This window comes from Paenibacillus sp. BK720 (assembly GCF_011761545.1).
Taxonomy (GTDB): Bacteria; Bacillota; Bacilli; order Paenibacillales; family Paenibacillaceae; genus Pristimantibacillus.
The window spans coordinates 340,170-359,724 of sequence record NZ_JAASRQ010000007.1 but is presented as its reverse complement, the minus strand read 5'-3'; the positions used below and the strand labels follow the sequence as shown (position 1 = coordinate 359,724).

The window sequence follows — 19,555 nt, the reverse complement described above, 5'->3', positions numbered from 1 at the left end:
TGCCGGACTTCTAGGCTAGAATTTGGCAAGCCTCAAAGCAAGAACCGGAGGAATCCTCTGCTATTTTTCACTTCTATTCGAACACATAGCCCCTCGTCATTTTACAACTTATAGGACCTTCCTACTTTCTAACGCGCACCCCGTCTATGAGGTACCCCGTACTGCTCACGATGACCTCCTGCTCCTCGAACAGCCCTTCCGTAACAGCCGTGACATAGGCATTGGAGTCAGTGACCTTAACTCGGGTCTTCGCGGCATAATAGGCATTTCCTAGAGGCCCTTCCTTGCTTTCCAGCGTAAATACATAAGCTCCTTGATCATCCTGATGCACGGCTTCGTTCGGCAGCGTAAGGTTGGCCTCGCTGTTGCTCTTCGCAAGCTTTACCTGCACACGCTCGCCGCCAATCAGCTTGTTGTCCTTAAGCAGAACCGTTACTAGGCCGGGAATGGAAATAGAATCGTTTGATGGCGGTTTGCCGCTGTCTGGCGTATCCCCGACTGCACCGTTTACAACATTATCGATAGACGTTATCGTACCAGTAAGCTGTTCCGTGTCTTTGCCGGTTATCTTCATCTGATCCAACTTTTCTCCGATCTCCAGGAGTCGGGCTATATCGCCGGGTACCTGCAGCTGGATCTTAAAGCCTTCGGATGCATTGGCGATTATCACATCCGGCCCTCCGCCGGGACCCGAACCAGCAAGCGCATGAACCTCGGTTACAATGCCCGCAAAAGGCGCGGAAACCGATTGGCTTTCGGCAATGCTCTTTTGCAGGCTATGTATGTGATTCTCCTGCGAGGCCATGTCAAGCTTGGCGGAATCCAGCGCAACCTTGGCCGCAGAGAGTGCGGTCCCGTCTCCTTCGGTGACCGCCGCAATATAATCCGTTTGCAGCTGATTCATGGACAATTGCATTTTCTCGAGACTTGTCTTCATGTCATCGAGCTGAAGCATCGCTTCGCTGCCGTCATACTCGATTAATTTCTGGCCTTTCGTTACTTTATCGCCTTGTTTGACTAGCAACTTCTTCACTTTCCAGCCTGCCGGATTCATAAGGGCTTGCGTCAGCTCCGGTTGAACAGTCGCAATGCCTTCGAATTCGTGCGTGACCGATCCTTTGGATGCGGTTTGCGTATAGACCTTCTGCAAAGACAGGTTCCTTATCGTATTTCCCGCAAGGGTGCATGCCGCGAGCAGGATCAGGAACAGACCGGCAAGCAGCCGCAGCTTCCGTTTGCCGGAGCCGGACTTTCTATCATCCATTGCATTCACTCCTGAGATTATCCTTTTATGCCCGAATGTTGAATGCCTGCCACGAAATAAGACTCCGCGTACAGGAACAAGAGCACCATCGGGGCCATATACAATGCGGAAGCGGCAAACCCTGCCCCCCGTTCCGATTGGTTGATTTGCGCCAAATAGAGCGACAACGGCTGTCTGGCAGCGTCCTGCAAGAAAATAAGCGGCTGCTCGATCATGTTCCAATAATCGACGAACAGCAAAACCGCCAGCGCGGCGAGACCCGGCTGGGCCAGCGGAAGAATAACCCGCAAAAAAATAGTAAAAGGATCTGCTCCATCGACTTTGGCGGCTTCCGAAAGCGCGTAAGGAATATGAGCCATAAATTGCCGCAGCATAAACACGCCAAACGCGCCGAATATGCCGGGCAATATAATGGCTGAAGGCTGGTTCATAAGCCCCAGCTTATCGATTACAAGATAATTCGGGACTAACGTAACCTGGAAAGGCATAAGCATCGTCATCAGATAGACAAGAAACAGCTTTTCCCTTCCCGGAAACCGCAGCATGGCGAAAGCGTAAGCCGCCAGTGAACCAACGAAAATCTGGCCTATGACGATCGGCGCCGCAAGCCCGGCAGAGTTCCAGAACATGTGAAGGAACTTCGGACTCAGTAACAATACCTTCGCGTATTGTTCGAATGACAACCAGTCCGGCAGCAGCTTCAGATTAACGAAAGCATCCTTCCCGCCGCCGGCCGCATCCACCATCTGTCCGATTAAATGATAATTTTGGCTAAGCTCGGCTTCCGTCATCAAGGAGCTTACAAGCGTAAGTCCAATCGGAAACAGCATAACAGCTGCAAATACGGCAAGAATCACCGATAATGCCAGTCCGGACACTCTAATTTTCATTGATCCGCCCCCTACTCCGTTTGTTCCCTGAATCGGCGTTCAGCGCGGAGCAGTCCCGAGGTCAGGAGCACGATGCAGGCCACCATCATAGTCGCGGCGGCCGTCAGCTTTTGAACATCCAGCTCGAAAAACATGTTATTCATGTAATGCTGCAGCATATACAACCGGTCATACGGATAATTTCCGGCCAGCAAATACGTCTCCCGAAACACCTTGAACGAGTTAATGATCGAGATCAACAGCACGAAAAATAAGGTTGGCGTCAAATAAACTAGCGTAATATGGCGGAATTGACGGAAACGGCCGGCGCCTTCAAGCGAGGCCGTCTCGTAATAATCCTTCGGAATCGATTGCAGCCCCGCCAGCAGCAGGATCATATCGTAGCCGATATTTTTCCATACATACATCGCGATAACAATACTCATGGACCAATTCGATTGCATCCAATCGATTCTTGCCATTCCCAAGGCGTGCAGCCATGCGTTCAAGGTCCCGTTCCAGTCGAAAAAGATTTGCCAGACCGTCACGACGGATGCTACAGGCACAACGAGCGGGAGCATAAACGATGTCCGCAGCGCACTGCGCAGGAAGATCCGCCTGTTTAGTAGGAGGGCAAGGGTCAAGGACAAAATGATTAATAGCGGAACGCCAACGGATGTAAACAGCATCGTATTGCCGGCCGCTTTACGGAACGAAGCGCTATGGAGAAGCTCGGAATAATTGCTAAAGCCTACGAATTGCCCGCCAAGCGCGCCGTCAGTGAAGGACTCATAGATGCCGAGCAGAAACGGGATGAGATAAAACAAGGAAAATCCAATCAAGCTCGGAGCAAGGAACAGCAGCGCCGTCATTCCGTCCCCTCTCCAACCTCGCAGTCCTCCTCTATTCATTGAGAACCGTCATCGCTTTATTTTGAATCAGCTTCGCTACGTCTTCCGCCGATTTCTGGCCGGCGAAGAAAACTGACGTATTGGCGAATACGATATCCAGCACCTTGCCGGATGCATTCTTCTTGCGGGTAGCGGCATTCGCAAATGCTTCAAGCCGGTCGAGCTGCGTTTCGTCCACCTTGAAGGCTTTGCCGGGCTGCGAGCCAACGGTTGGTGGCGTAATCGTTCCCCGCTTCTTCAGGGCTTGTACAGCGTCATCGAAACGCTCCTTGTTGATGGGAAGGCCAATCGTTGTGTGGTCCATCATGTATTTCAGGAAATCCCAGGCTGCGTCCTTCACTTTGGAATTTGCGTTTATTCCAATATCCGAACTCGTTTCAAAGGAAGTACCCGCCGGCTCGCTGTCCGCATGAGGTTTAATATAAAATTCCGTATCCTTGCCAAATAGATTTAATGTCGTTAAGTAATCTTCCGGTGACAAGATGGATACGTTCGTAAAATATCCCTGCCCCGACGTGCTGACGATGCCATCGTCAACCATGCTTTTTATTTGTTCAAGCAAGCCGGTGAATTCCGGCGAATCAAAGCTTGCCTTACGGTTAGTCTCGTCTACAAACCTGCTATAGTTATCCGCGACAATGCTCCGTACGAAATAATCGGTACCGCCAACTTGAAGACCCTCTCCGCTGGCAATAGCCGCCTTATATTTTCCGTTTGCGTTCACCAGTTCCTTGCCCGCTGACATGAAATCATCCCATGTCCATGAATGATCGTCGATCCTTACTCCAGTGGCGGCAATTGCGCTGCGGTCTCCGACCATGCCGCTTAAGCTGAAGGATAACGGCAGGCTGTACAGTCTCTTTTCACCTTGTTCGCTGCCTAATACATTTGTGAAGTAGTCCGTCTTGCGAAACGTATGGTCTTCGTCCATTCTTGCGGTTAAATCCTCAAGCAAATGATGCCTTTCGTAATCGTCCGCGGCCAAATACCGGAGATCAACCAGGTCAGGTCCTTTTCCGGCCAGCATCGCCGTGTTTGTGGTTGTCGTAAACTTATCGATGTCGGCATCCGTTTGCTCTCCCCCCCCTTCGTCGCTGTACGGTTCGCTTAACCCGTATTGCAGCTTGATCTTGATATTCGGATGTGCTGCTTCGTAGGATTTTACCGCTTGTTCGTATTGCTCCTCTGGCCAGAAAACGGAGAATACGACTGTTTTCTGACCGCCGCCGGATGCGTCTCCATCCGGTTCCGCGTTTGATGCAGCATCGGAAGGAACAGCTGACTTGCCCGGCTCGTGACTAGCCTTATCGCCTGCCTCCATGCCTTTGTTCGTACTGCAAGCCGCCGTGACCAGCACGATTAGCGAGACGGCAAGTATGATTAGTCCCCTATTCTTCATTCCATTCATTCCCTTTTCGCGTATTGTAACTCTGGAAATACATTAGCCTCCTCTAACCCGAATGCTTGACCCAAGTATAACTAAGCGATGTCTCAAAGCTTTCATCATTTTGTGTACAACATGTCTCCGACTTTCAAAAAAAATACGGCAGGACGGACCTGTTTCGTCCAACCTGCCGCGCTCTCGGCAACTAAATATCCGATTTTACTTGTCCTGGAAATCAATAATGAAACCATGCATGGCAATCGTGCCCTCAAGTTCGGACACAGGTGCGGGAACAATCTCCGTTCTGTTGAACGGTTTGCTGCCTGCGACCAAGAGCTCGCCATTGCCGATACTCCATTTCATAAGGGAAGGGACAAAGCCTTGGTAGACGGCCGTTTGGGACAACAGGTTGTTGCCTTGCAGCTTGCCCGCATAGATAATGTCCCCGTCGTTTTGCGTATAAGCGATCATCTTTCGATCCGGTGACAGGCTAAAGCTGACGATCTTCTCCAGCAATACGGTAAGCTCTCCGTTTCGACTGTCGTATTGGAACAAGGTGCCGTCGGCACCCAGGAATATAAACCGGTTCGCATCTACCCAGAAGCAACCGTTCTGCGTGGACGCATGGTCGTATCTCACTACAAAGCGGCCGTCATCGTTTAATTCGGCCAGCGAGACCAGCCTGCCGTTATCGATTAATAGACGATTTCCGTCCTCTGACAATACGGCAGAAGCGCTGTTCTTCATATCTGGCATGCCCTGCAGCGCCAGCCGCTTAGACGATCCCTGCCGCACGTTATAGACAACAAGGTTCAGCTGATCGCGGCGGTCTCCCAGCACTAGATACGACAGATATCGGCTATCGTTCGACCACCGCAGGTTACGGGAAAACAATCGCTGCGGCTGCTTTGGCACCGGCTCGTCTATGGAATAGTTTTGTCTTCCGTCCACGGATTGCAATTCCAGCGAGTAGCCATTCTTGGAATCCGACAGACTGGCGATCAGCCTGCCGTCCGGCGATAGGCTGAGAAGATCCTTTCCTGCATTTAAGCTTGCAGTAAGCTGTTTCGGTTGGTCAAAGGGCGGTGCGAGAAGCTGCAAGCCGTCATAAGGAGAACCGGAGGGAACGTTAGCCGAAGCATAACCAACGATCTCTTCTTCGTTTGTCCAACCCAAAACCTCAAACTTGGCAAACCACTTCTCCAAGGGATAGATCATCTTCACTTGAAACAGCTTGCCAACGTTTGCTCCAACCGCCGGCTGATCGGCTTCAGACTCCGGGATTACGATCGTCTCTGAGCGGGGATTTCCCATGCAGCCGGAAGCCGTAAGGAGCAGCGCCATCACAACCCAGTAAAGAAGAAGACGGGTGATCCGATTAATCATGCTGTGCATTATTCCCCCCTCCCTTACTGCCGGCCGCGGGAAGCTCAACGCATACGCTTGTGCGTCCTTCTTCGCTCTCCATTCGAATGGTTCCGCCGTGGTCGTCGACAATGGATTTTACGATACTGAGACCTAGGCCTACGCTTCCTTCTTCCTTAAATGTCCTGTCGCCGGAATAAAAGGGCTCAAACACGCTGGCTATTTGCTCTGCCGACAACGTCTCGCCCGGATTGCTGAACGTGAATCGGAGAGTCTCCCCCTTCGGGTGCTTCTCTCCCGTGACCAGAATTTCCGCCTGCGGCGTGCTATATTTGATCGCATTATCTAGCAAATTGATAAACAATTGCCGCAGCCTGTCCGCTTCTCCCCATACAACAAGCCCGTCTTCCGCCCTCAAGACGATGCTCTTCTTATAACGTTTGGCGCGTATCGCCATGGCATCGCATAAATCGCGAAGCAGCACGCCGGTATCGACAAGCGCTGCTTCTTCCCTGACGGCGTCTCGCTTCGACACTTCAAGCAGGTTCAGCACCATGCCGTGCAGCCGCCGGCTTTCCTCCACGATATGGGTCATTCCCTTTTGGAAAAACGCAGAGTCGCTCTCTCCACTCTCCCGGATGATCTCCGCGTAGCCAAGAATGGACGTGAGCGGCGTCTTGAGCTCATGCGTGACGTTATCGAAAAAGCGCTTCTCCTGCTCGATAAGCGACTGCAGCCTGTCGCGGTCCCGGCCAATCGTTGCAATCTGGCTGTCAATCCGTTCAATCATGTCGTTGAAGTTGTCCGCCAGCCGCCCAATCTCGTCCTTGCGCCGGAATTTCAGACGGACGTTCCGGTTTCCCCGTATAACCTCGGTGGATGCGTTAGTCAGCTTGATGAGCGGAATGGTGATATGCCGGGACAGCAAGTAAGAGAAACCAAACGCAGCCAGGAAGATTGCAAGAGCGAGATAGAAGATGATGTTAAGAACTCGCCCGGTCTGCTCATACAGCGAAGAGAAGTCTTTGGCAAACCGCAGGATCCCGACCTTTACCCCATCGATTACGACGGGATAGGAATACAGCACGGAGCCGGCACTGCCTATATACGAAATGGTATATGCCGTCTTGCCTTGCAATGCAAGCTTCAGGTCCTCGGTGGAACGTCCCGCGAATTTATCGGCGTCCGTGGAATACAGCAGCATGCCATCTACCGTATAGGCGCTCACATCGCTTGAAGTGGCGCGGCGAAGATCGCGAGCCATCTCTTCGGCCATTTGACCGAAATAAAGGTCGTTGTTTGCGAAATGATTAATGAGGAAGGCTTGAGTGACGTAAATATTGCCGTTGTTCTTGAGATCGATGAGATCCGATGTGACAATACTCTTGTTGCTGTTACGGATATATTCCTTTAATGTGACGTTCAGCAAAAGGAAGGATAAGCAAAAAATCAGGAAAAAACCGATGACGAACTTGGCCCGCAGGGTTTGCAGCATACGGTCAGTCCGTCCTTTTCTCGAATTTGTAGCCGATGCCGAACACGGTTGTAATCAGATCAGCGGCGTCAAGCTTCTTGCGCAGCCGCTGAATATGGGTATCAACCGTCCGCATGTCTCCGGGAAAATCATACCCCCACACGGACTCCAGCAGCTCGGCGCGCGTAAAGATTTTGCCCCGGACACCTAATAGCGCCAGCAGCAGATCAAACTCCTTAGGCGTTAGATCAATGAGCTCGCCTTGCTTCGTTACGAGACGTTCGGATGGAGAGATAACGATGTCCCGGAACCCGATTTCCGTCGGCAGCGCCGGCTTCGCCGGGGTTTGGGCTTGCGCAAGCCTGCGGAGGATGGTTCGGATCCGGACAATAACCTCCCGAAGATCAAACGGCTTCGTAACGTAATCGTCCGCTCCCACTTCGAGTCCGAGAATTTTGTCCGTGATATCCGATCTGGCCGTAAGCATTAGAATCGGAATGTTATATTGCGCGGTCACCAATTTGCAAATATCAAGCCCGCTTTTGTCCGGCAGCATCCAATCCAGCACCAGCAGGTCGGGCCTGAACCATTCGAGCTCCCTTAGCCCGTCCGTGCCGGTGCCGGCTATACGCGTCTCGAAGCCTTCGCGTCCCAGACCGTAAGCAAGCAGATCCGCGATTGCCTCCTCGTCCTCGATGATGAGTATTCTTGTTTTGTCCATTATGAAGCTCCAATCCGTTTACGTTTGTACCCTTTAGAATAACTGTCATTTGTTGCGGGATTGTCTAGAAGTTGCGTCTAACTTGTCTTGAAGATGTCAACGAAATGTGTCCGAATGGATGAATGCCCATATTAAAATGTCATTAATTATAAATAACGTTAATTACGCCGTTAGCCTTTGCAAACGCCTTGACTGCTTTCTTTACATTTTTGCGCAGCTGAGCAGATACGTGAATGTCCGGCTCAAAATGCAGCAGCTCTACCTTAAGAATATTTTCTTTCCGGTCGAGCCGGGGATCCATTCTGCCAATTAACCTGTCCCCTGCAAGGATCGGCATCGCGTAATAGCCATATTTTCGCTTATCCGCAGGCGTATAAATCTCCCATCGGTATTCGAAATGAAATAAATCCTCCAGCCGCTTTCGGCTCCACAGCAAATTATCGAGCGGCGGTAAGAACGTAATTTCCGCGGCTTCCGCCTCCAGCGGCTGGGCCGGCTCCACGGCAGCCGCATCATGGTGCGCCAGCACCCGTTCCGCATCGGATGCCAGCACATAATACGGCTGCTTAAGACCCTCCACCTCAACCTCCGTAACGATGCCGGATTGGATAAATTGCCGGATTGCATCGCGGCGCTGGGCGGCGCTGTATCTCAGCCAGCCAAATCGGGAATCGGAAGGCTCGAATACGCGATAAGCCCGGAAATATTTCAGCAGCATGAGCCGTTCCGCTTCTTCTCTCCCCAGTTCGCCTGCAGCTTTAAGAAGCTCTGCCGGAACGCTGCGGCTCGTCAAATCAAATAGTCTCTGATTGCCTTCCCTGCCGACAATCCGGATAAGCGCCGAATCGGTTAATAGATTGATGGCATGCGAGGTTGCTTTTGTTTTGGCTGCCGCATTTGTATTTTCCCAATAACCGTGCACCTTCTTATCCGATTCGAACGCTCTGGCAGGCAGAGGCCCCTCATCGCGAAGCTTGTCCATGACCTGCTCCGGCACAGGCTGCAAGGCTTCAACCGCGGAAGCCGCATGCTCGCGGATTCTTGCCCGGGTAGGTTCGAATATGGGATAATCCTCCATCGGAATGATGCAGGCAGCATTGGCGAAATATTCGAATACCTTATGATCGCTTAATAAGTCATTAAGAAGAGTTGGCTCATAGCCCGCCAATCGGGCTGACATGACCAAATGCTGATTCGCCCGGACGGCAGCTACCGGATCGATCTGCAAGCATTCCAACTCGCGTATGATACCCAGCACCTGATCATGATCGGCAGCCTTGTTGCTCCGCGGTGCGAGAAGCTGCTGTTTTTCCAATAGAAATCGCCTAAGCGCCCGTTTGGTGGTTTTTATCATCCGTTTGTTCCTTTCTATTCTCCGTATTATCGATGCGTTCATGGGAATACTTGGTTGTAGCCAAGGCTAAGGAAGGAGTCAATGAATGGAGTCCGCAGAAAAAATCTCAGGAACGCAATTATGCCTATTAATGTTTTCTTTTATTGCCCCTACCGTCATTCTCGTTATTCCGGGCCTTATGTCAAGTCTGGCCAAGCAGGATGCGTGGATAACGATTCTCCCCACGTTTTTGTTCGGCGCATTAAATATAGGAGTCATGCTCGTTTTGTCGAAGCGTTATCCCGGGATGACCATCATCCAATACAGCGCATGCATTATCGGCAAATGGCCGGCGAAGGTTCTAAGCTGTTATTTGATTTATGTCTGGTTTAATTTCGATTTCATCATTCTGAATCAGCATATCCAATTTATTAATACGGTTTTTCTTATGCGAACTCCTTCTGTCGTCATCAGTCTGACGCTGGCGATTTTCTGCTGCATTGCAGTCTATATGGGGATAGAAGCGATCGGAAGATGCAACGAATATCTGGCCTTGCTCAATTTTCTGCTTCTGATTCCCCTCCTTTTCCTGATGCTAGCGGAGTCCGATCCGGAGAGGCTTCGCCCCGTAATGGGGAGCGGAATCGTTCCCATTCTTCAAGCAAGCGTCTTCCCTATCGCGTACATCACTCAATTTTTCACGTTAGGCTGGCTTCTGCCTTACTTGAATCAACCGAAGAAAGCTGCCAAGGCTTCCTTTCTTTCCTTGAGCATTATCACGGGACTTTTATGCATTACGCTCCTTCCACTTATCATGGTGTTTGGGCCGTTAACGGAAAAGCTGACCTTCCCGGTATTAAGCGTTATCCAATATATCGGGATAAAAGGAAGCTTTGAGAGATTGGAAGCCTTGGCGGTAGCGATCTGGGTGATGAGCTGCTTCATTAAAATCGCCGTTACGATATTCGTGATCTGCCTCAGCATCAGCCAAACGTTCAACACGAAAAACTACAGGGACATCGTCATTCCCGTCATGATATTGTCTGTGCTGGGCTCGTTAACCGTATTTAAAAATTATGCGACGGAGCTCACCAGCTATCTGAACTTTACCTATCCCAGCTACGCGATGTTTACTCACTTTGTTGTGCCCCTTCTGCTTCTCGCCATAGATACAATCAGGAAAGGCTTTCGGCATACTGCAGCTTAATAAGGCCGCGCAATGATTTTTCCGATTGGCTCGAACAGGCCCCTAATAGGGGTTGTCGAGCTTGGAAGCGGAATATGGGCAATCCACAAGCAGCCCGCCACCACGACTATCGTCATTAAACTCGCAAATAAAACAGCCGCTCCCGGCTGTTTTATTTGCAGAACCCGGTACCAGGACCAGCCAACCGCAGCCAGTGCAAAAACAATCAATTGCAAGATCATCGCATGTTCTCCTATTCGTGTTGGAGCGTGGAATGAACCATTCCGGCGCCATTGACCGTCAGATTGACGTCAACCGTTATGCGTGCGTTCTGGAACTGGGTATCCCACTCCTTTTTTATCGTCTTCCACTTGCCCGGATTACTCTTGTAAACTTCTTGCCCGAATCCTACGCTATCCGCTTTATATTTCTTTTGCAGTTTAACCAGCAGCTGCTCCGCTTGCATTCTCATGGAGTTTTCCATCGCTTGTTTGATCATCGTCATTTGGGCGGAATTGCTGACGTCGAGCGTGGAATTGTTCTCCTCGACCGTCCCCGTCCCTTCCAGCGTGACGTTGAATCGGATTTCGTTATTATCCGTATGCGTCACGATTTTGCTAGTCGTATGGTTAAGCATAACCCCGATCTCCCCATAGTCCTCGGGTAATTGTGCCGATATGCGGCCGAATTTCAGTTTATTCGTTAACCACATTAAGGAAAGCGTCTCTTTCTCGTCCAATAGACCGATTAGCTTGAGATCCTTCAGGATTCCCGTACCTTCGGCCTTGAAGATCTGCTCCTTTTTATCGGTAAGGTGATCTCCAAGCTCCAGAACTCCGACAACGGGCTGTATTCCTTCGCTTTGACTCGCAATAAAGAAATCGCGCAGGGTGACGGCCACTTCGTCTCCCGTTCTTTGCATTTCGTTAACGACTTCAAGCGGCACCTGCTTCAATGGATAGTTCAATTCAAGAATCTGCCTCGCATCTCCGCCTTTGACGATCATGATATAGGTTTTCAGGCGATTTCTCGGATCATGGGTAAAAACGTCAAGCAAGGCCTTATTAATGCCTTGTCTGGCTAAACGCTCGCTAATAAACACCACGCTGCGATGGGAGTAAAATAATTGACGAGAGCTTTTTTTCTGCAGGGCACGATGAATTTCATTGCCGCTGTTACCGGTTGCCGATACGAGATAGAAGGAGCCCGAATCACCTTTCCCCCCTCCTCCCGTACCCTCTTTGGAGCCGGGAATGGCGATTTGCAGAGTGCAAAACAAGCTGCCGTCCTCCTGCACGTCCATGGCCGTTCCCGTTACAAAAGCCAGATCATTGATCTCCATGCGGTCCCAGCAGCCGCCAAGGGTAAAAACGACAAGAAGAAGCCATGCGGCTTTCAGAGCTCTCATCTACTCCCACCCTCTTTATTCGTTTTCCACCGATATTTAAGCCGAATCGGGATCCGGACGAAAACATCCTTAAAGGCAGCCAGTCCAATCGGAGTGACCGGGGCAAAATAAAGCTTGCCGAAGGAGCGGAGCGAGGTTACATGCAGCATGATGCCGAGAAACCCGAGGACGATGCCGTACAACCCCAGCGTACCCGCCATAAACAGCATCGGAAACCGGAGCAGCCGAATCCCGTTGCGCAAGCTGAACCGAGGAGTGGTAAAGGCGGAGATTCCCGTAAGCGATACGATGATGACAACCGGGGCGGAGATTAAACCGGCCTGCACCGCGGCTTGCCCAATAACAAGACCGCCTACGATGCCGATTGTCGGTCCGATTTGCTTCGGCATTCTTACGCCGGCTTCAAGCAACGCCTCGAATACAATCTCCATCATTAAAGCTTCTATCATCGCGGGAAAAGGAACCGCCTCCCTCGAACCGGCAATGCTCAAAACCAGATTAGTGGGAATCATTTCCTGATGAAAGGTCGTAATCGCTACGTAAAGGGCGGGAGCAAAGACGGCAAAATGAATAAACAAAAAGCGGATCCAACGGATAAACGTAGCGATCGGCCAACGGATATAGTAATCCTCGCTGGCTTGAAGTCCCGTCCAGAACGTCATCGGGACAATCAGGACATAAGGGCTTGTATCCACAAGAATGGCTACCTTTCCTTCGAGCAGCTCGGCGGCAACCACATCCGGCCGTTCCGTGCTGTGGACCTGCGGAAACGGAGAATAAGGCTGATCCTCGATAAATTCCTCGATGTAGCCGGAGTCAAGAACGCCGTCTATTTGTATCGAGCGCAACCGGCTCCTCACCTGTTCGAGTACTTTATCTTCCGCAATTCCCTCAAGGTACGTCATGACGATCTGCGTCTGCGACAGCTCTCCGAGCGTAATGCTTTCCGTCTTCAGCTTTGAAGTTTTGAGTCTGGACCGTACCAGACCCAGGTTCGTTGAGAGCTGCTCGATAAAGCCTTCCTTGGAGCCGCGGATAACGGGCTCGGAGGAAGGCTCTTCAAGGCTTCGTTTCGCGACTCCGGGGACGGCAACCGTGATGACGCTGCTGCTGCCTGCCGTTAGAATAGCCGCATGGCCTTGCAGGAGGTTGCGGACGACTTCGGATATTTGGCTGGAGATGATGGTTGTTCCAACGGATATCCATTGATCGGCCAGCTCTTCCGCATCAGATGGAATGTCCTCTTCCGCGGAGCGGGCAAGCAGCGGTTTTAATACATGCTCTTCAAGCAGGGGCTTATCAATCAAGCTGTTTATGTAAACAATAATCCATTGCGGCTTTTGTTGAACTTTAATCCTTCTGTATTCCAGGTCATAGCAATTCCGAAACGTTTCTTTGATACAACTCTCGTTCAGCTCTATGTCGGAAACAAACCGTTTATCGTCATCTTCCTGGAGGATGCTCCTCTTGGATTTAAGAATGTTGAAATAGCTGCCGGATGATCGGATTCTTAATCTCCTCATAGAAAGCACCTCCTAGGCGGTCTCATAACCTTGATGAATTCCCATTCCCATAGTATGGATGCGGCGATTCAAAATATTCAGACGGGAATGCGCAAAGAAAAAGCCTGGAGCGCGGTTAGGCCCCAGACTTTTATGAATTCCTGCTTATCGGGGCAGCTCGGGGATAATCGGTTTGGCAAGACGGTCGGCCCGGCCGATCCCTAGCGGCAAGCTTAACGCTCCCGCAAGAACGACAAGAGCCGCTCCGATTAAAGCCGAAAGATAGCTTCCGTTGCCGGAGATCAAATGACCCGCAATAAGCGGACCGATGATCTGCCCCAATCCAAAAAACGTCGTCAATAAGCCGATGATTTTCCGGTTGTTCCGAGGGAACAGATCCTTCGCATAAGCAACAAACAGCATGGTAATTCCCATAAAAGTGGCCCCGAACAAAATAGCGCCTGCAAAGATGGCTGCCTTGTTCGGAATAAGTACAGGAACGGCAATGCCTATGGCTTGCATGGCCATCGCAAGGGACAGGGTCCACTTTTTCCCCCACCGTGACGCAATCATCGACCAAAGGACGCAGGAAGGAATGGCTGCAGCGCCGACTAGCATCCAGCTGAGCGATGTCATGTTCGGGATGTTCGATACGGTCTTGGCGTAAGCGACGAGATAGGTTCCCGTCACGATATAGCCCAAGCCTTCCAATCCGTAGGCAATAGTCAAACAGACCATAATCCGCCGGGCGGAGGACGACGCTTCGTTGCTCGAAGGGCTTGCCTTAACCGTTCCCTCATTTCTTCCCCCTAATGAGTACCAGGCGGCCAATCCCAGGACCAGGCTGATCAAACCTAACCCCTTCCATATCCCAACCCACTCGCTGCTGCGTGCCAACAACGGGACGGCAATCCCGGTAAGCAGGATTCCGGCTCCCACCCCTCCGTAGAAGATCCCGGCCTGAAGGGCGGACAAACGCTCCATTACGATGCTGGTAACGATGACGAAGACCGTTGCGCTTGCCAGTCCGGACAAGAAACGCAGCACTAGCCATGCATCGAGACCGTGGAATTCTCCCATGCTCCATGTCGTTCCTATACTAACGGTGATCCCTGCGAACAATAGCAGCGAGCGGTTCTTGATCCGCATGAACGTTAAGATAAAGGCGCCGATCAAATATCCCAGATAATTGCTGGAAGCCAGATACCCGGCACCCGAAGCGGAGAACAAATGATGATCCATCATAATGGGCAGCATGGGGGTAAAAGCAAACCTTCCGATTCCCATGGCAATCATCATGGCGGCTACGCCGCCGGCGAGTACCATCCAGGTATGTCTTCTTCTCATAAATGTTCCTTCTTTCTTTGGATAGCCTGTTCATGTTGGCATAATTCTGATATCATGAAATTTAAATGATTATATATTTTGTTATCTGAATTCCAGATATCTAATGCATAATAATATAACGGAGGCCGCAATGGACATTCAATTACTCAAAGTATTCTCGACAACCGCCAAGGAAGGAAGTATCTCGAAGGCGGCTCAAAAATTGAATTTCGCCCAATCCAACGTCACTCATAAAATTCAGCAGCTGGAAGCCGATTTGCAGACGCAGCTCTTCTACCGCCATAACCGGGGAATTACCTTGACGCCCTCCGGCCAGATTCTCGTCTCCTACGCGGAAAAAATTCTGCATGTCATTCAGGAAGCCAGGTCGGCTGTTGTTGATTCCAAGGTACCGGCTGGACCTTTGTCCATTGGATCGATGGAGACAACCGCCGCCGTCCGATTACCCGTTCTTCTGGCCAAGTATCATGCCGATTATCCGGCAGTGGATTTCAATTTGGTTACGGGTCCCACGGACAGCCACATTCATGGCGTTCTGCATTATGAACTGAACGGTGCCTTTGTTGCCGGGCCCGTTGATCACCCCGAATTGGAGCAGGAAAGCGTGACCGACGAGGAGCTGGTCCTTGTCACTTCGTCCTCTCACCCGGCTATCAATAGCATTCACGAGGTCCAATCAAGGACGCTGCTTGTTTTTCAGAACGGATGCTCCTACCGGGCTAAATTCAATCAATTGCTTCAAGAGGAAGGGATTATCCCCGTCAAGCTAATGGAATTCGGATCGCTCGAGACGATTATCGGCTGCGTCAGCGCAGGTCTCGGCATTTCTTTATTGCCACGCTCAATCGTCACCGAGCAGGAGCAGCAGGGACAAATTCGGACGCATGCGATTCCGAGCAAGCATGGGCACGTGACAACCGTATTCATTCGGCGCAAGGATGCACTAATGACTCCCGCATTATCCGCGTTCCTCACGGAAATGCGGGCTCATTTTAATTAAAAAGGACTTGTTTATTTCGTTAAGGCGGCAGCTTGGCCAATGATCTCTTCCACAATCTGCCGGGCCGTTTGACCGGCAGTCAGCATCCGCGTTCCTTGTCCTGCCCATAAGGATAAGTAGTCAGCTTTCTGCTGCTTGCCCGCCGCATTCCGGATATCGCGCGTTGCGGTGTTTTGCGTTGGGAACGGCAGCGGAGCTTTACCGCTTGCCTCCCATTGCTCGATAAATCCGTTTCTAATGCCACGGGCCGGCCTCCCGGAGAAGGCATTGGTAATCACCGTACTCTCCTCGTCGCTGGCAAGAAGGGCTTTCCGGTAAGCCTCGCCGGTCCCGGCTTCGATCGATGTCAGGAAGCGGGTTCCCAGCTGCACGCCTTGCGCGCCAAGCATCAGAGCAGCAGCAAGCCCGCGGCCATCCATAATTCCGCCCGCAGCGATAACGGGAATGGCTACTCGATCCACGATCTGCGGAACAAGAGCCATCGTACCGATATTCGCTCCCATTGGATTTATAGCTGCGCCAAAGGTGCCGCGATGGCCTCCTGCTTCGCTTCCTTGCGCGACAATCGCATCACAGTCCTTCTCCTCGGCAATCAGCGCTTCCCTTACCGTGGTAACCATGGCTGCAACCTTGCTGCCGGAAGCCTTCGCTGCTTGCATCTGCGGTTCCGGCAGCACGCCAAATGCCGTGCTGATAACGGGAACCTTCTCCTCGATTAACACGTTGAACTGTTCTTCGAACCAATCGGGCGTTTGGATTGCGTTTCCTTCCGAGTCGGGAATGCCCAGCTGCTTCCGGAACTCGTTAAGCTTGTCCTGTACCTCTTGCGTTCGAGTATTATCGTCCGAAGGCTGATTCACGAACAAATTCACTCCGAAAGGTGCCGTGGTTAATTGTCTGATTCGGCGGACTGCTGACCGGATATCCTCCGGCGCCATATAAGCTGCCCCTAAAGTGCCAAGCCCGCCCGCCTCGGAGACGGCAGCCGTCAATTCGGGCGTGGAGGGCCCGCCTGCCATACCGGCCAGCAATAGCGGATAACGGATTCCGAACAATTCGCATAAAGGCGTACGAAGCATATTTAGCATCGGAACTCACTCCTTCTATAAAACGTCCAGTCTTGCTTGCTAACTTGCTTCAAGTATACAACGAAGCGGCTTTCACGAATAATACAGAAAAATGCTATCTGCTATCGTAAAATGAGATAGCAGATAGCACATCTATTTCAATCATCCTTGTTCGGAATGGATGAAAGGCGCGTTATTCATACATCATAAATTCGCAGCTCGTATATCATGAACGTCATCTCCTTCGAAATAGGGTAACGCCAAGAACACAAACTTATTCGCTTACCACTTGCCGGCGCTTTGACCGCCATCCACATGAAGGACTTCGCCCGTAACGAATTGGGCAGCTTCCAGGTACAGAATCGCTTCCACAATTTCATGAACCTCGCCCATCCGTTTCATCGGGTGCAGCTGAGCCAAGAAATCATGGGTTTCGGGAGCATGCATAGGCGTTTTGATAACGCCTGGCGCAACCGCGTTGACGCGAATGCCTTTGTCCGCATATTCAATCGCAAGGGACTTGGACACTGTCGTCAAGCCTCCTTTCGTCAGTGCGGCGAGTGCAGACGGCACGTCTTTGATCGGCTGCTCGGAGACGCCGCTTGCCGTGATATTGACAATATGCCCGGATCCCGCTTTTTGCATCTCGGTTATTGCGCGCTGGGTTATATGGAAGAAACCCGCTACATTCGTGGACAATACGGCTTCAAACTCCTCTTCGGTGTAATCCGTAAAGGGTTTCGCCAGAAAAATGCCGGCATTGTTAACCAGCGTATCCACACGGCCGAAACGCGCGATGGCTTCGCTAATCAGACGTTCTGCCACCTGCGGTTTGGAAATGTCGCCTGCGACATAGGCGATTTTCAATCCGGTTGGATCGATTTCTTTTGCAGCTTCCAGCAAGGTTTGCTCGCGTCGGCCGTTAATCACGACCTTCGCCCCTTTCTTAACGAGTTCAATGGCAACCGCCTTGCCGATCCCGCTGCTTCCGCCTGTTATAATGGCAACTTTATTTTGAAATGTCATGATATTTAATCCCCTTTTGTTTACCTATCAATAGATAGTTTATTGAGGCGCTGATTTATCAAACCTTTGCCAACGGCTTAACCGTTCTCAAATGGTTAACGTAGTCGATACTGCTTTGCGCCAGCCGCTCGTCGGTAAGATTGGATACGTCGTTTAAAGTAAAGTGAGGAAGATAAGTTGCGCTAATGAAATGAGCCGTTGCTTCAAACGGACGCAAGATTTCTTGTACGGTGAATCGGTTGAAGCCGGTTGGCTGATACGATTCCTCGGACCCGTAAGTGGAGACGGCTACGCCAAATTCCTTGCCGGTTGTTTTGTCGCCTTCCGGACCGAAAGCCCAGCCGTATTGCAGCACGGTATCAAACCATTTTTTCAATAGTGCGGGCGCGCTGTACCAGAAGAGCGGGAATTGGAAGATAATGCGGTCATGGGCTTCCACCAGCGCCTGCTCTTTCGCAACATCGATATTTTCGTCAGGGTAAGCTTTGTAAATTTCATGGATGGTGTATTCGCCTTGTTTCCTCAATTCTTCAAGCCAAGCTTTATTCACGCGCGATGCTTCCATATTAGGGTGTGCTGCGATTACTAATGTTTTCATGATCATTTGCTCCTTTAATGGTTTATTTATTGTTTGCGAAGAAGGATACGTCCTTCATAAAGATGCTTTCTTGTTTCTTCACCAATGGCCCGTCAAGCTCCGAGACCCTTTTCACTTCTATCCACTCCGGATCGTTGCGGAAACGATCGTAATTGAGGTTGCGCTGTTCCATGCCGGCATGTTCGACCACGTAATATAAGCGTTCCTTGGCCTCGTCTTCGTCTTCCCAGAATTGCGTGATCTTCATATCATGCTTCCCGAATAATTCAATGACATGATCTCTGAACCGGTCTTTTATGGCCTGCAGCTTGCCCGGTTGCATATCGTAAATTCGCAGCTCGTACAACAAACGTCTCAACTCCTTTAACTTTTCTCTTATTCAGAATTACCTATTAGTAGATAGGTATAACTTCTTAATTTGTCCGCTTGTTCATATTACTATATCTCCACTAACCCTGCATAATACCAAATCAAGATAATAAGCATCTCGAATCCAGATATCAAAAGCAGCCATTATTTTGGCTGCCGCGCAAAGTTGTTTTCCTATTTTTAATGCAATAATTTCAGTGCTTTATCGGGGTCGACCAATATGCGCCCATAATACTGTTTGGATTTAAAATTATGAATTTCCTTGCATGCCTTTTCCATGCGGCCCATGATGATCTCGTCCTCCAGTTCGACCGGCGACCAATATAACACATGCATGGGATACTGATGGCCTTCGAAGTCCTCTGGAGCATACATAATCCGATCCGCTTTTTTGAAGCCGTTCTTCTTGTAAAAAGCCAGGCGCCTCCGGGTATCCTCGTTCTCGGGATCGTTCGGCTCGGCTTCAAGCAGGATCATTTTCCCCTTTGTTTTTAACGAGTTGAGAACCCGGGAGCCAACCCCTCTGCTTCTCGAATGCGGCGTGACCAACAGATAATCGATAAAAATAAAGGTCGTGAACTCGGCATACAAAACGATGTAGCTGTCGGTTTCTTTAATGTGATAGACATCCGTCTCTTCAAGCAAGTCAACGAGCTGGTGAGGATCCTTCATTTCGTGCTCCGGAAAATAGTCATGCAGCTTCTCGTACCATTGCATATTTTCCACTAAGA

Annotated in this window: 19 protein-coding genes; 2 read left to right on the top strand and 17 right to left on the bottom strand. The window is 50.7% G+C overall.

All coding sequences use genetic code 11. The annotated features are described in order from the left end of the window. Window positions 1-121 precede the first annotated feature (121 nt). The 8 genes from FHT67_RS26025 to FHT67_RS25990 form a co-directional block, all read right to left on the bottom strand. On the bottom strand, window positions 122-1,264 hold the full coding sequence (locus tag FHT67_RS26025; RefSeq protein ID WP_167201796.1) for an efflux RND transporter periplasmic adaptor subunit: 1,143 nt from the start codon (window positions 1,262-1,264) through the stop codon (window positions 122-124). A gap of 17 nt (window positions 1,265-1,281) precedes the next feature. Beyond that, entirely contained in the window at window positions 1,282-2,154 is an 873-nt protein-coding gene (locus FHT67_RS26020) for a carbohydrate ABC transporter permease (RefSeq protein WP_167201795.1), read from the bottom strand. Window positions 2,155-2,165: 11 nt separating this feature from the next. Then, a complete protein-coding gene (locus FHT67_RS26015; RefSeq protein ID WP_481856731.1) occupies window positions 2,166-3,044 on the bottom strand; it encodes a carbohydrate ABC transporter permease in 879 nt (292 codons plus the stop codon). Next, complete coding sequence (locus FHT67_RS26010) at window positions 3,037-4,443, bottom strand: ABC transporter substrate-binding protein (protein WP_167201793.1); 1,407 nt, start codon at window positions 4,441-4,443, stop codon at window positions 3,037-3,039. Before FHT67_RS26010 ends, FHT67_RS26015 begins: the two co-directional genes overlap by 8 nt. A 204-nt stretch (window positions 4,444-4,647) precedes the next feature. Beyond that, entirely contained in the window at window positions 4,648-5,823 is a 1,176-nt protein-coding gene (locus tag FHT67_RS26005; protein WP_167201792.1) for a TolB-like translocation protein, read from the bottom strand. After that, window positions 5,807-7,288 (bottom strand): ATP-binding protein, encoded by a 1,482-nt coding sequence (locus FHT67_RS26000; protein ID WP_167201791.1) that lies wholly within the window; start codon window positions 7,286-7,288, stop codon window positions 5,807-5,809. Before FHT67_RS26000 ends, FHT67_RS26005 begins: the two co-directional genes overlap by 17 nt. Before the next feature lie 4 nt (window positions 7,289-7,292). After that, entirely contained in the window at window positions 7,293-7,988 is a 696-nt protein-coding gene (locus FHT67_RS25995) for a response regulator transcription factor (protein ID WP_167201790.1), read from the bottom strand. A 142-nt stretch (window positions 7,989-8,130) separates the two neighbouring features. Beyond that, entirely contained in the window at window positions 8,131-9,342 is a 1,212-nt protein-coding gene (locus FHT67_RS25990; protein ID WP_167201789.1) for a DNA glycosylase AlkZ-like family protein, read from the bottom strand. An 85-nt stretch (window positions 9,343-9,427) separates the two neighbouring features. On the opposite strand from FHT67_RS25990, the gene FHT67_RS25985 reads away from it, so the two are divergent. Further along, window positions 9,428-10,528 carry a GerAB/ArcD/ProY family transporter gene (locus tag FHT67_RS25985; protein WP_132309568.1) on the top strand — a complete coding sequence of 367 codons (1,101 nt, stop codon included), beginning with the start codon at window positions 9,428-9,430 and terminating at the stop codon, window positions 10,526-10,528. Here the strand turns inward: FHT67_RS25985 and FHT67_RS25980 are convergent. The 4 genes from FHT67_RS25980 to FHT67_RS25965 form a co-directional block, all read right to left on the bottom strand. After that, window positions 10,525-10,749 carry a hypothetical protein gene (locus tag FHT67_RS25980; RefSeq protein WP_132309566.1) on the bottom strand — a complete coding sequence of 75 codons (225 nt, stop codon included), beginning with the start codon at window positions 10,747-10,749 and terminating at the stop codon, window positions 10,525-10,527. The two genes, FHT67_RS25985 and FHT67_RS25980, sit on opposite strands and share 4 nt — an antisense overlap. An 11-nt stretch (window positions 10,750-10,760) precedes the next feature. Beyond that, window positions 10,761-11,915, bottom strand: a complete 1,155-nt coding sequence (locus FHT67_RS25975; RefSeq protein ID WP_167201788.1) for a Ger(x)C family spore germination protein — start codon at window positions 11,913-11,915, stop codon at window positions 10,761-10,763. Then, complete coding sequence (locus tag FHT67_RS25970) at window positions 11,912-13,438, bottom strand: spore germination protein (RefSeq protein ID WP_167201787.1); 1,527 nt, start codon at window positions 13,436-13,438, stop codon at window positions 11,912-11,914. Before FHT67_RS25970 ends, FHT67_RS25975 begins: the two co-directional genes overlap by 4 nt. 144 nt (window positions 13,439-13,582) lie before the next feature. Continuing rightward, a complete protein-coding gene (locus FHT67_RS25965) occupies window positions 13,583-14,764 on the bottom strand; it encodes a YbfB/YjiJ family MFS transporter (protein WP_167201786.1) in 1,182 nt (393 codons plus the stop codon). A 130-nt stretch (window positions 14,765-14,894) separates the two neighbouring features. Between FHT67_RS25965 and FHT67_RS25960 the strand changes: the two genes are divergently transcribed. Further along, the gene (locus FHT67_RS25960; RefSeq protein ID WP_132309558.1) at window positions 14,895-15,764 is read left to right on the top strand and encodes a LysR family transcriptional regulator; all 870 of its coding nucleotides are present in this window, start codon (window positions 14,895-14,897) and stop codon (window positions 15,762-15,764) included. An 11-nt stretch (window positions 15,765-15,775) separates the two neighbouring features. Here FHT67_RS25960 and FHT67_RS25955 read toward each other — a convergent pair whose 3' ends face one another. The 5 genes from FHT67_RS25955 to FHT67_RS25935 form a co-directional block, all read right to left on the bottom strand. Further along, window positions 15,776-16,852, bottom strand: a complete 1,077-nt coding sequence (locus FHT67_RS25955) for an NAD(P)H-dependent flavin oxidoreductase (protein ID WP_167201785.1) — start codon at window positions 16,850-16,852, stop codon at window positions 15,776-15,778. Between the two features lie 261 nt (window positions 16,853-17,113). Beyond that, the gene (locus tag FHT67_RS25950) at window positions 17,114-17,857 is read right to left on the bottom strand and encodes an SDR family NAD(P)-dependent oxidoreductase (protein WP_167201784.1); all 744 of its coding nucleotides are present in this window, start codon (window positions 17,855-17,857) and stop codon (window positions 17,114-17,116) included. A gap of 58 nt (window positions 17,858-17,915) precedes the next feature. Then, window positions 17,916-18,455 (bottom strand): NAD(P)H-dependent oxidoreductase, encoded by a 540-nt coding sequence (locus FHT67_RS25945; protein ID WP_132309552.1) that lies wholly within the window; start codon window positions 18,453-18,455, stop codon window positions 17,916-17,918. A 22-nt stretch (window positions 18,456-18,477) separates the two neighbouring features. After that, a complete protein-coding gene (locus FHT67_RS25940) occupies window positions 18,478-18,801 on the bottom strand; it encodes an NIPSNAP family protein (protein WP_243711708.1) in 324 nt (107 codons plus the stop codon). Between the two features lie 203 nt (window positions 18,802-19,004). Next, a complete protein-coding gene (locus tag FHT67_RS25935) occupies window positions 19,005-19,541 on the bottom strand; it encodes a GNAT family N-acetyltransferase (RefSeq protein WP_132309843.1) in 537 nt (178 codons plus the stop codon). Between the last annotated feature and the right edge of the window lie 14 nt (window positions 19,542-19,555).

Bases quoted from the DNA above. Each gene is read 5' to 3' on its own strand.
- FHT67_RS25945 (WP_132309552.1), bottom strand. From the start codon at position 18,455: ATGAAAACATTAGTAATCGCAGCACACCCTAATATGGAAGCATCGCGC.
- FHT67_RS25970 (WP_167201787.1), bottom strand. From the start codon at position 13,438: ATGAGGAGATTAAGAATCCGATCATCCGGCAGCTATTTCAACATTCTT.
- FHT67_RS25985 (WP_132309568.1), top strand. From the start codon at position 9,428: ATGGAGTCCGCAGAAAAAATCTCAGGAACGCAATTATGCCTATTAATG.
- FHT67_RS26005 (WP_167201792.1), bottom strand. From the start codon at position 5,823: ATGCACAGCATGATTAATCGGATCACCCGTCTTCTTCTTTACTGGGTT.
- FHT67_RS25960 (WP_132309558.1), top strand. From the start codon at position 14,895: ATGGACATTCAATTACTCAAAGTATTCTCGACAACCGCCAAGGAAGGA.
- FHT67_RS25995 (WP_167201790.1), bottom strand. From the start codon at position 7,988: ATGGACAAAACAAGAATACTCATCATCGAGGACGAGGAGGCAATCGCG.
- FHT67_RS25935 (WP_132309843.1), bottom strand. From the start codon at position 19,541: ATGCAATGGTACGAGAAGCTGCATGACTATTTTCCGGAGCACGAAATG.
- FHT67_RS25955 (WP_167201785.1), bottom strand. From the start codon at position 16,852: ATGCTAAATATGCTTCGTACGCCTTTATGCGAATTGTTCGGAATCCGT.
- FHT67_RS26015 (WP_481856731.1), bottom strand. From the start codon at position 3,044: ATGAATAGAGGAGGACTGCGAGGTTGGAGAGGGGACGGAATGACGGCG.
- FHT67_RS26025 (WP_167201796.1), bottom strand. From the start codon at position 1,264: ATGGATGATAGAAAGTCCGGCTCCGGCAAACGGAAGCTGCGGCTGCTT.
- FHT67_RS26010 (WP_167201793.1), bottom strand. From the start codon at position 4,443: ATGAAGAATAGGGGACTAATCATACTTGCCGTCTCGCTAATCGTGCTG.
- FHT67_RS25975 (WP_167201788.1), bottom strand. From the start codon at position 11,915: ATGAGAGCTCTGAAAGCCGCATGGCTTCTTCTTGTCGTTTTTACCCTT.
- FHT67_RS25950 (WP_167201784.1), bottom strand. From the start codon at position 17,857: ATGACATTTCAAAATAAAGTTGCCATTATAACAGGCGGAAGCAGCGGG.
- FHT67_RS26020 (WP_167201795.1), bottom strand. From the start codon at position 2,154: ATGAAAATTAGAGTGTCCGGACTGGCATTATCGGTGATTCTTGCCGTA.
- FHT67_RS26000 (WP_167201791.1), bottom strand. From the start codon at position 7,288: ATGCTGCAAACCCTGCGGGCCAAGTTCGTCATCGGTTTTTTCCTGATT.
- FHT67_RS25990 (WP_167201789.1), bottom strand. From the start codon at position 9,342: ATGATAAAAACCACCAAACGGGCGCTTAGGCGATTTCTATTGGAAAAA.
- FHT67_RS25965 (WP_167201786.1), bottom strand. From the start codon at position 14,764: ATGAGAAGAAGACATACCTGGATGGTACTCGCCGGCGGCGTAGCCGCC.
- FHT67_RS25980 (WP_132309566.1), bottom strand. From the start codon at position 10,749: ATGATCTTGCAATTGATTGTTTTTGCACTGGCTGCGGTTGGCTGGTCC.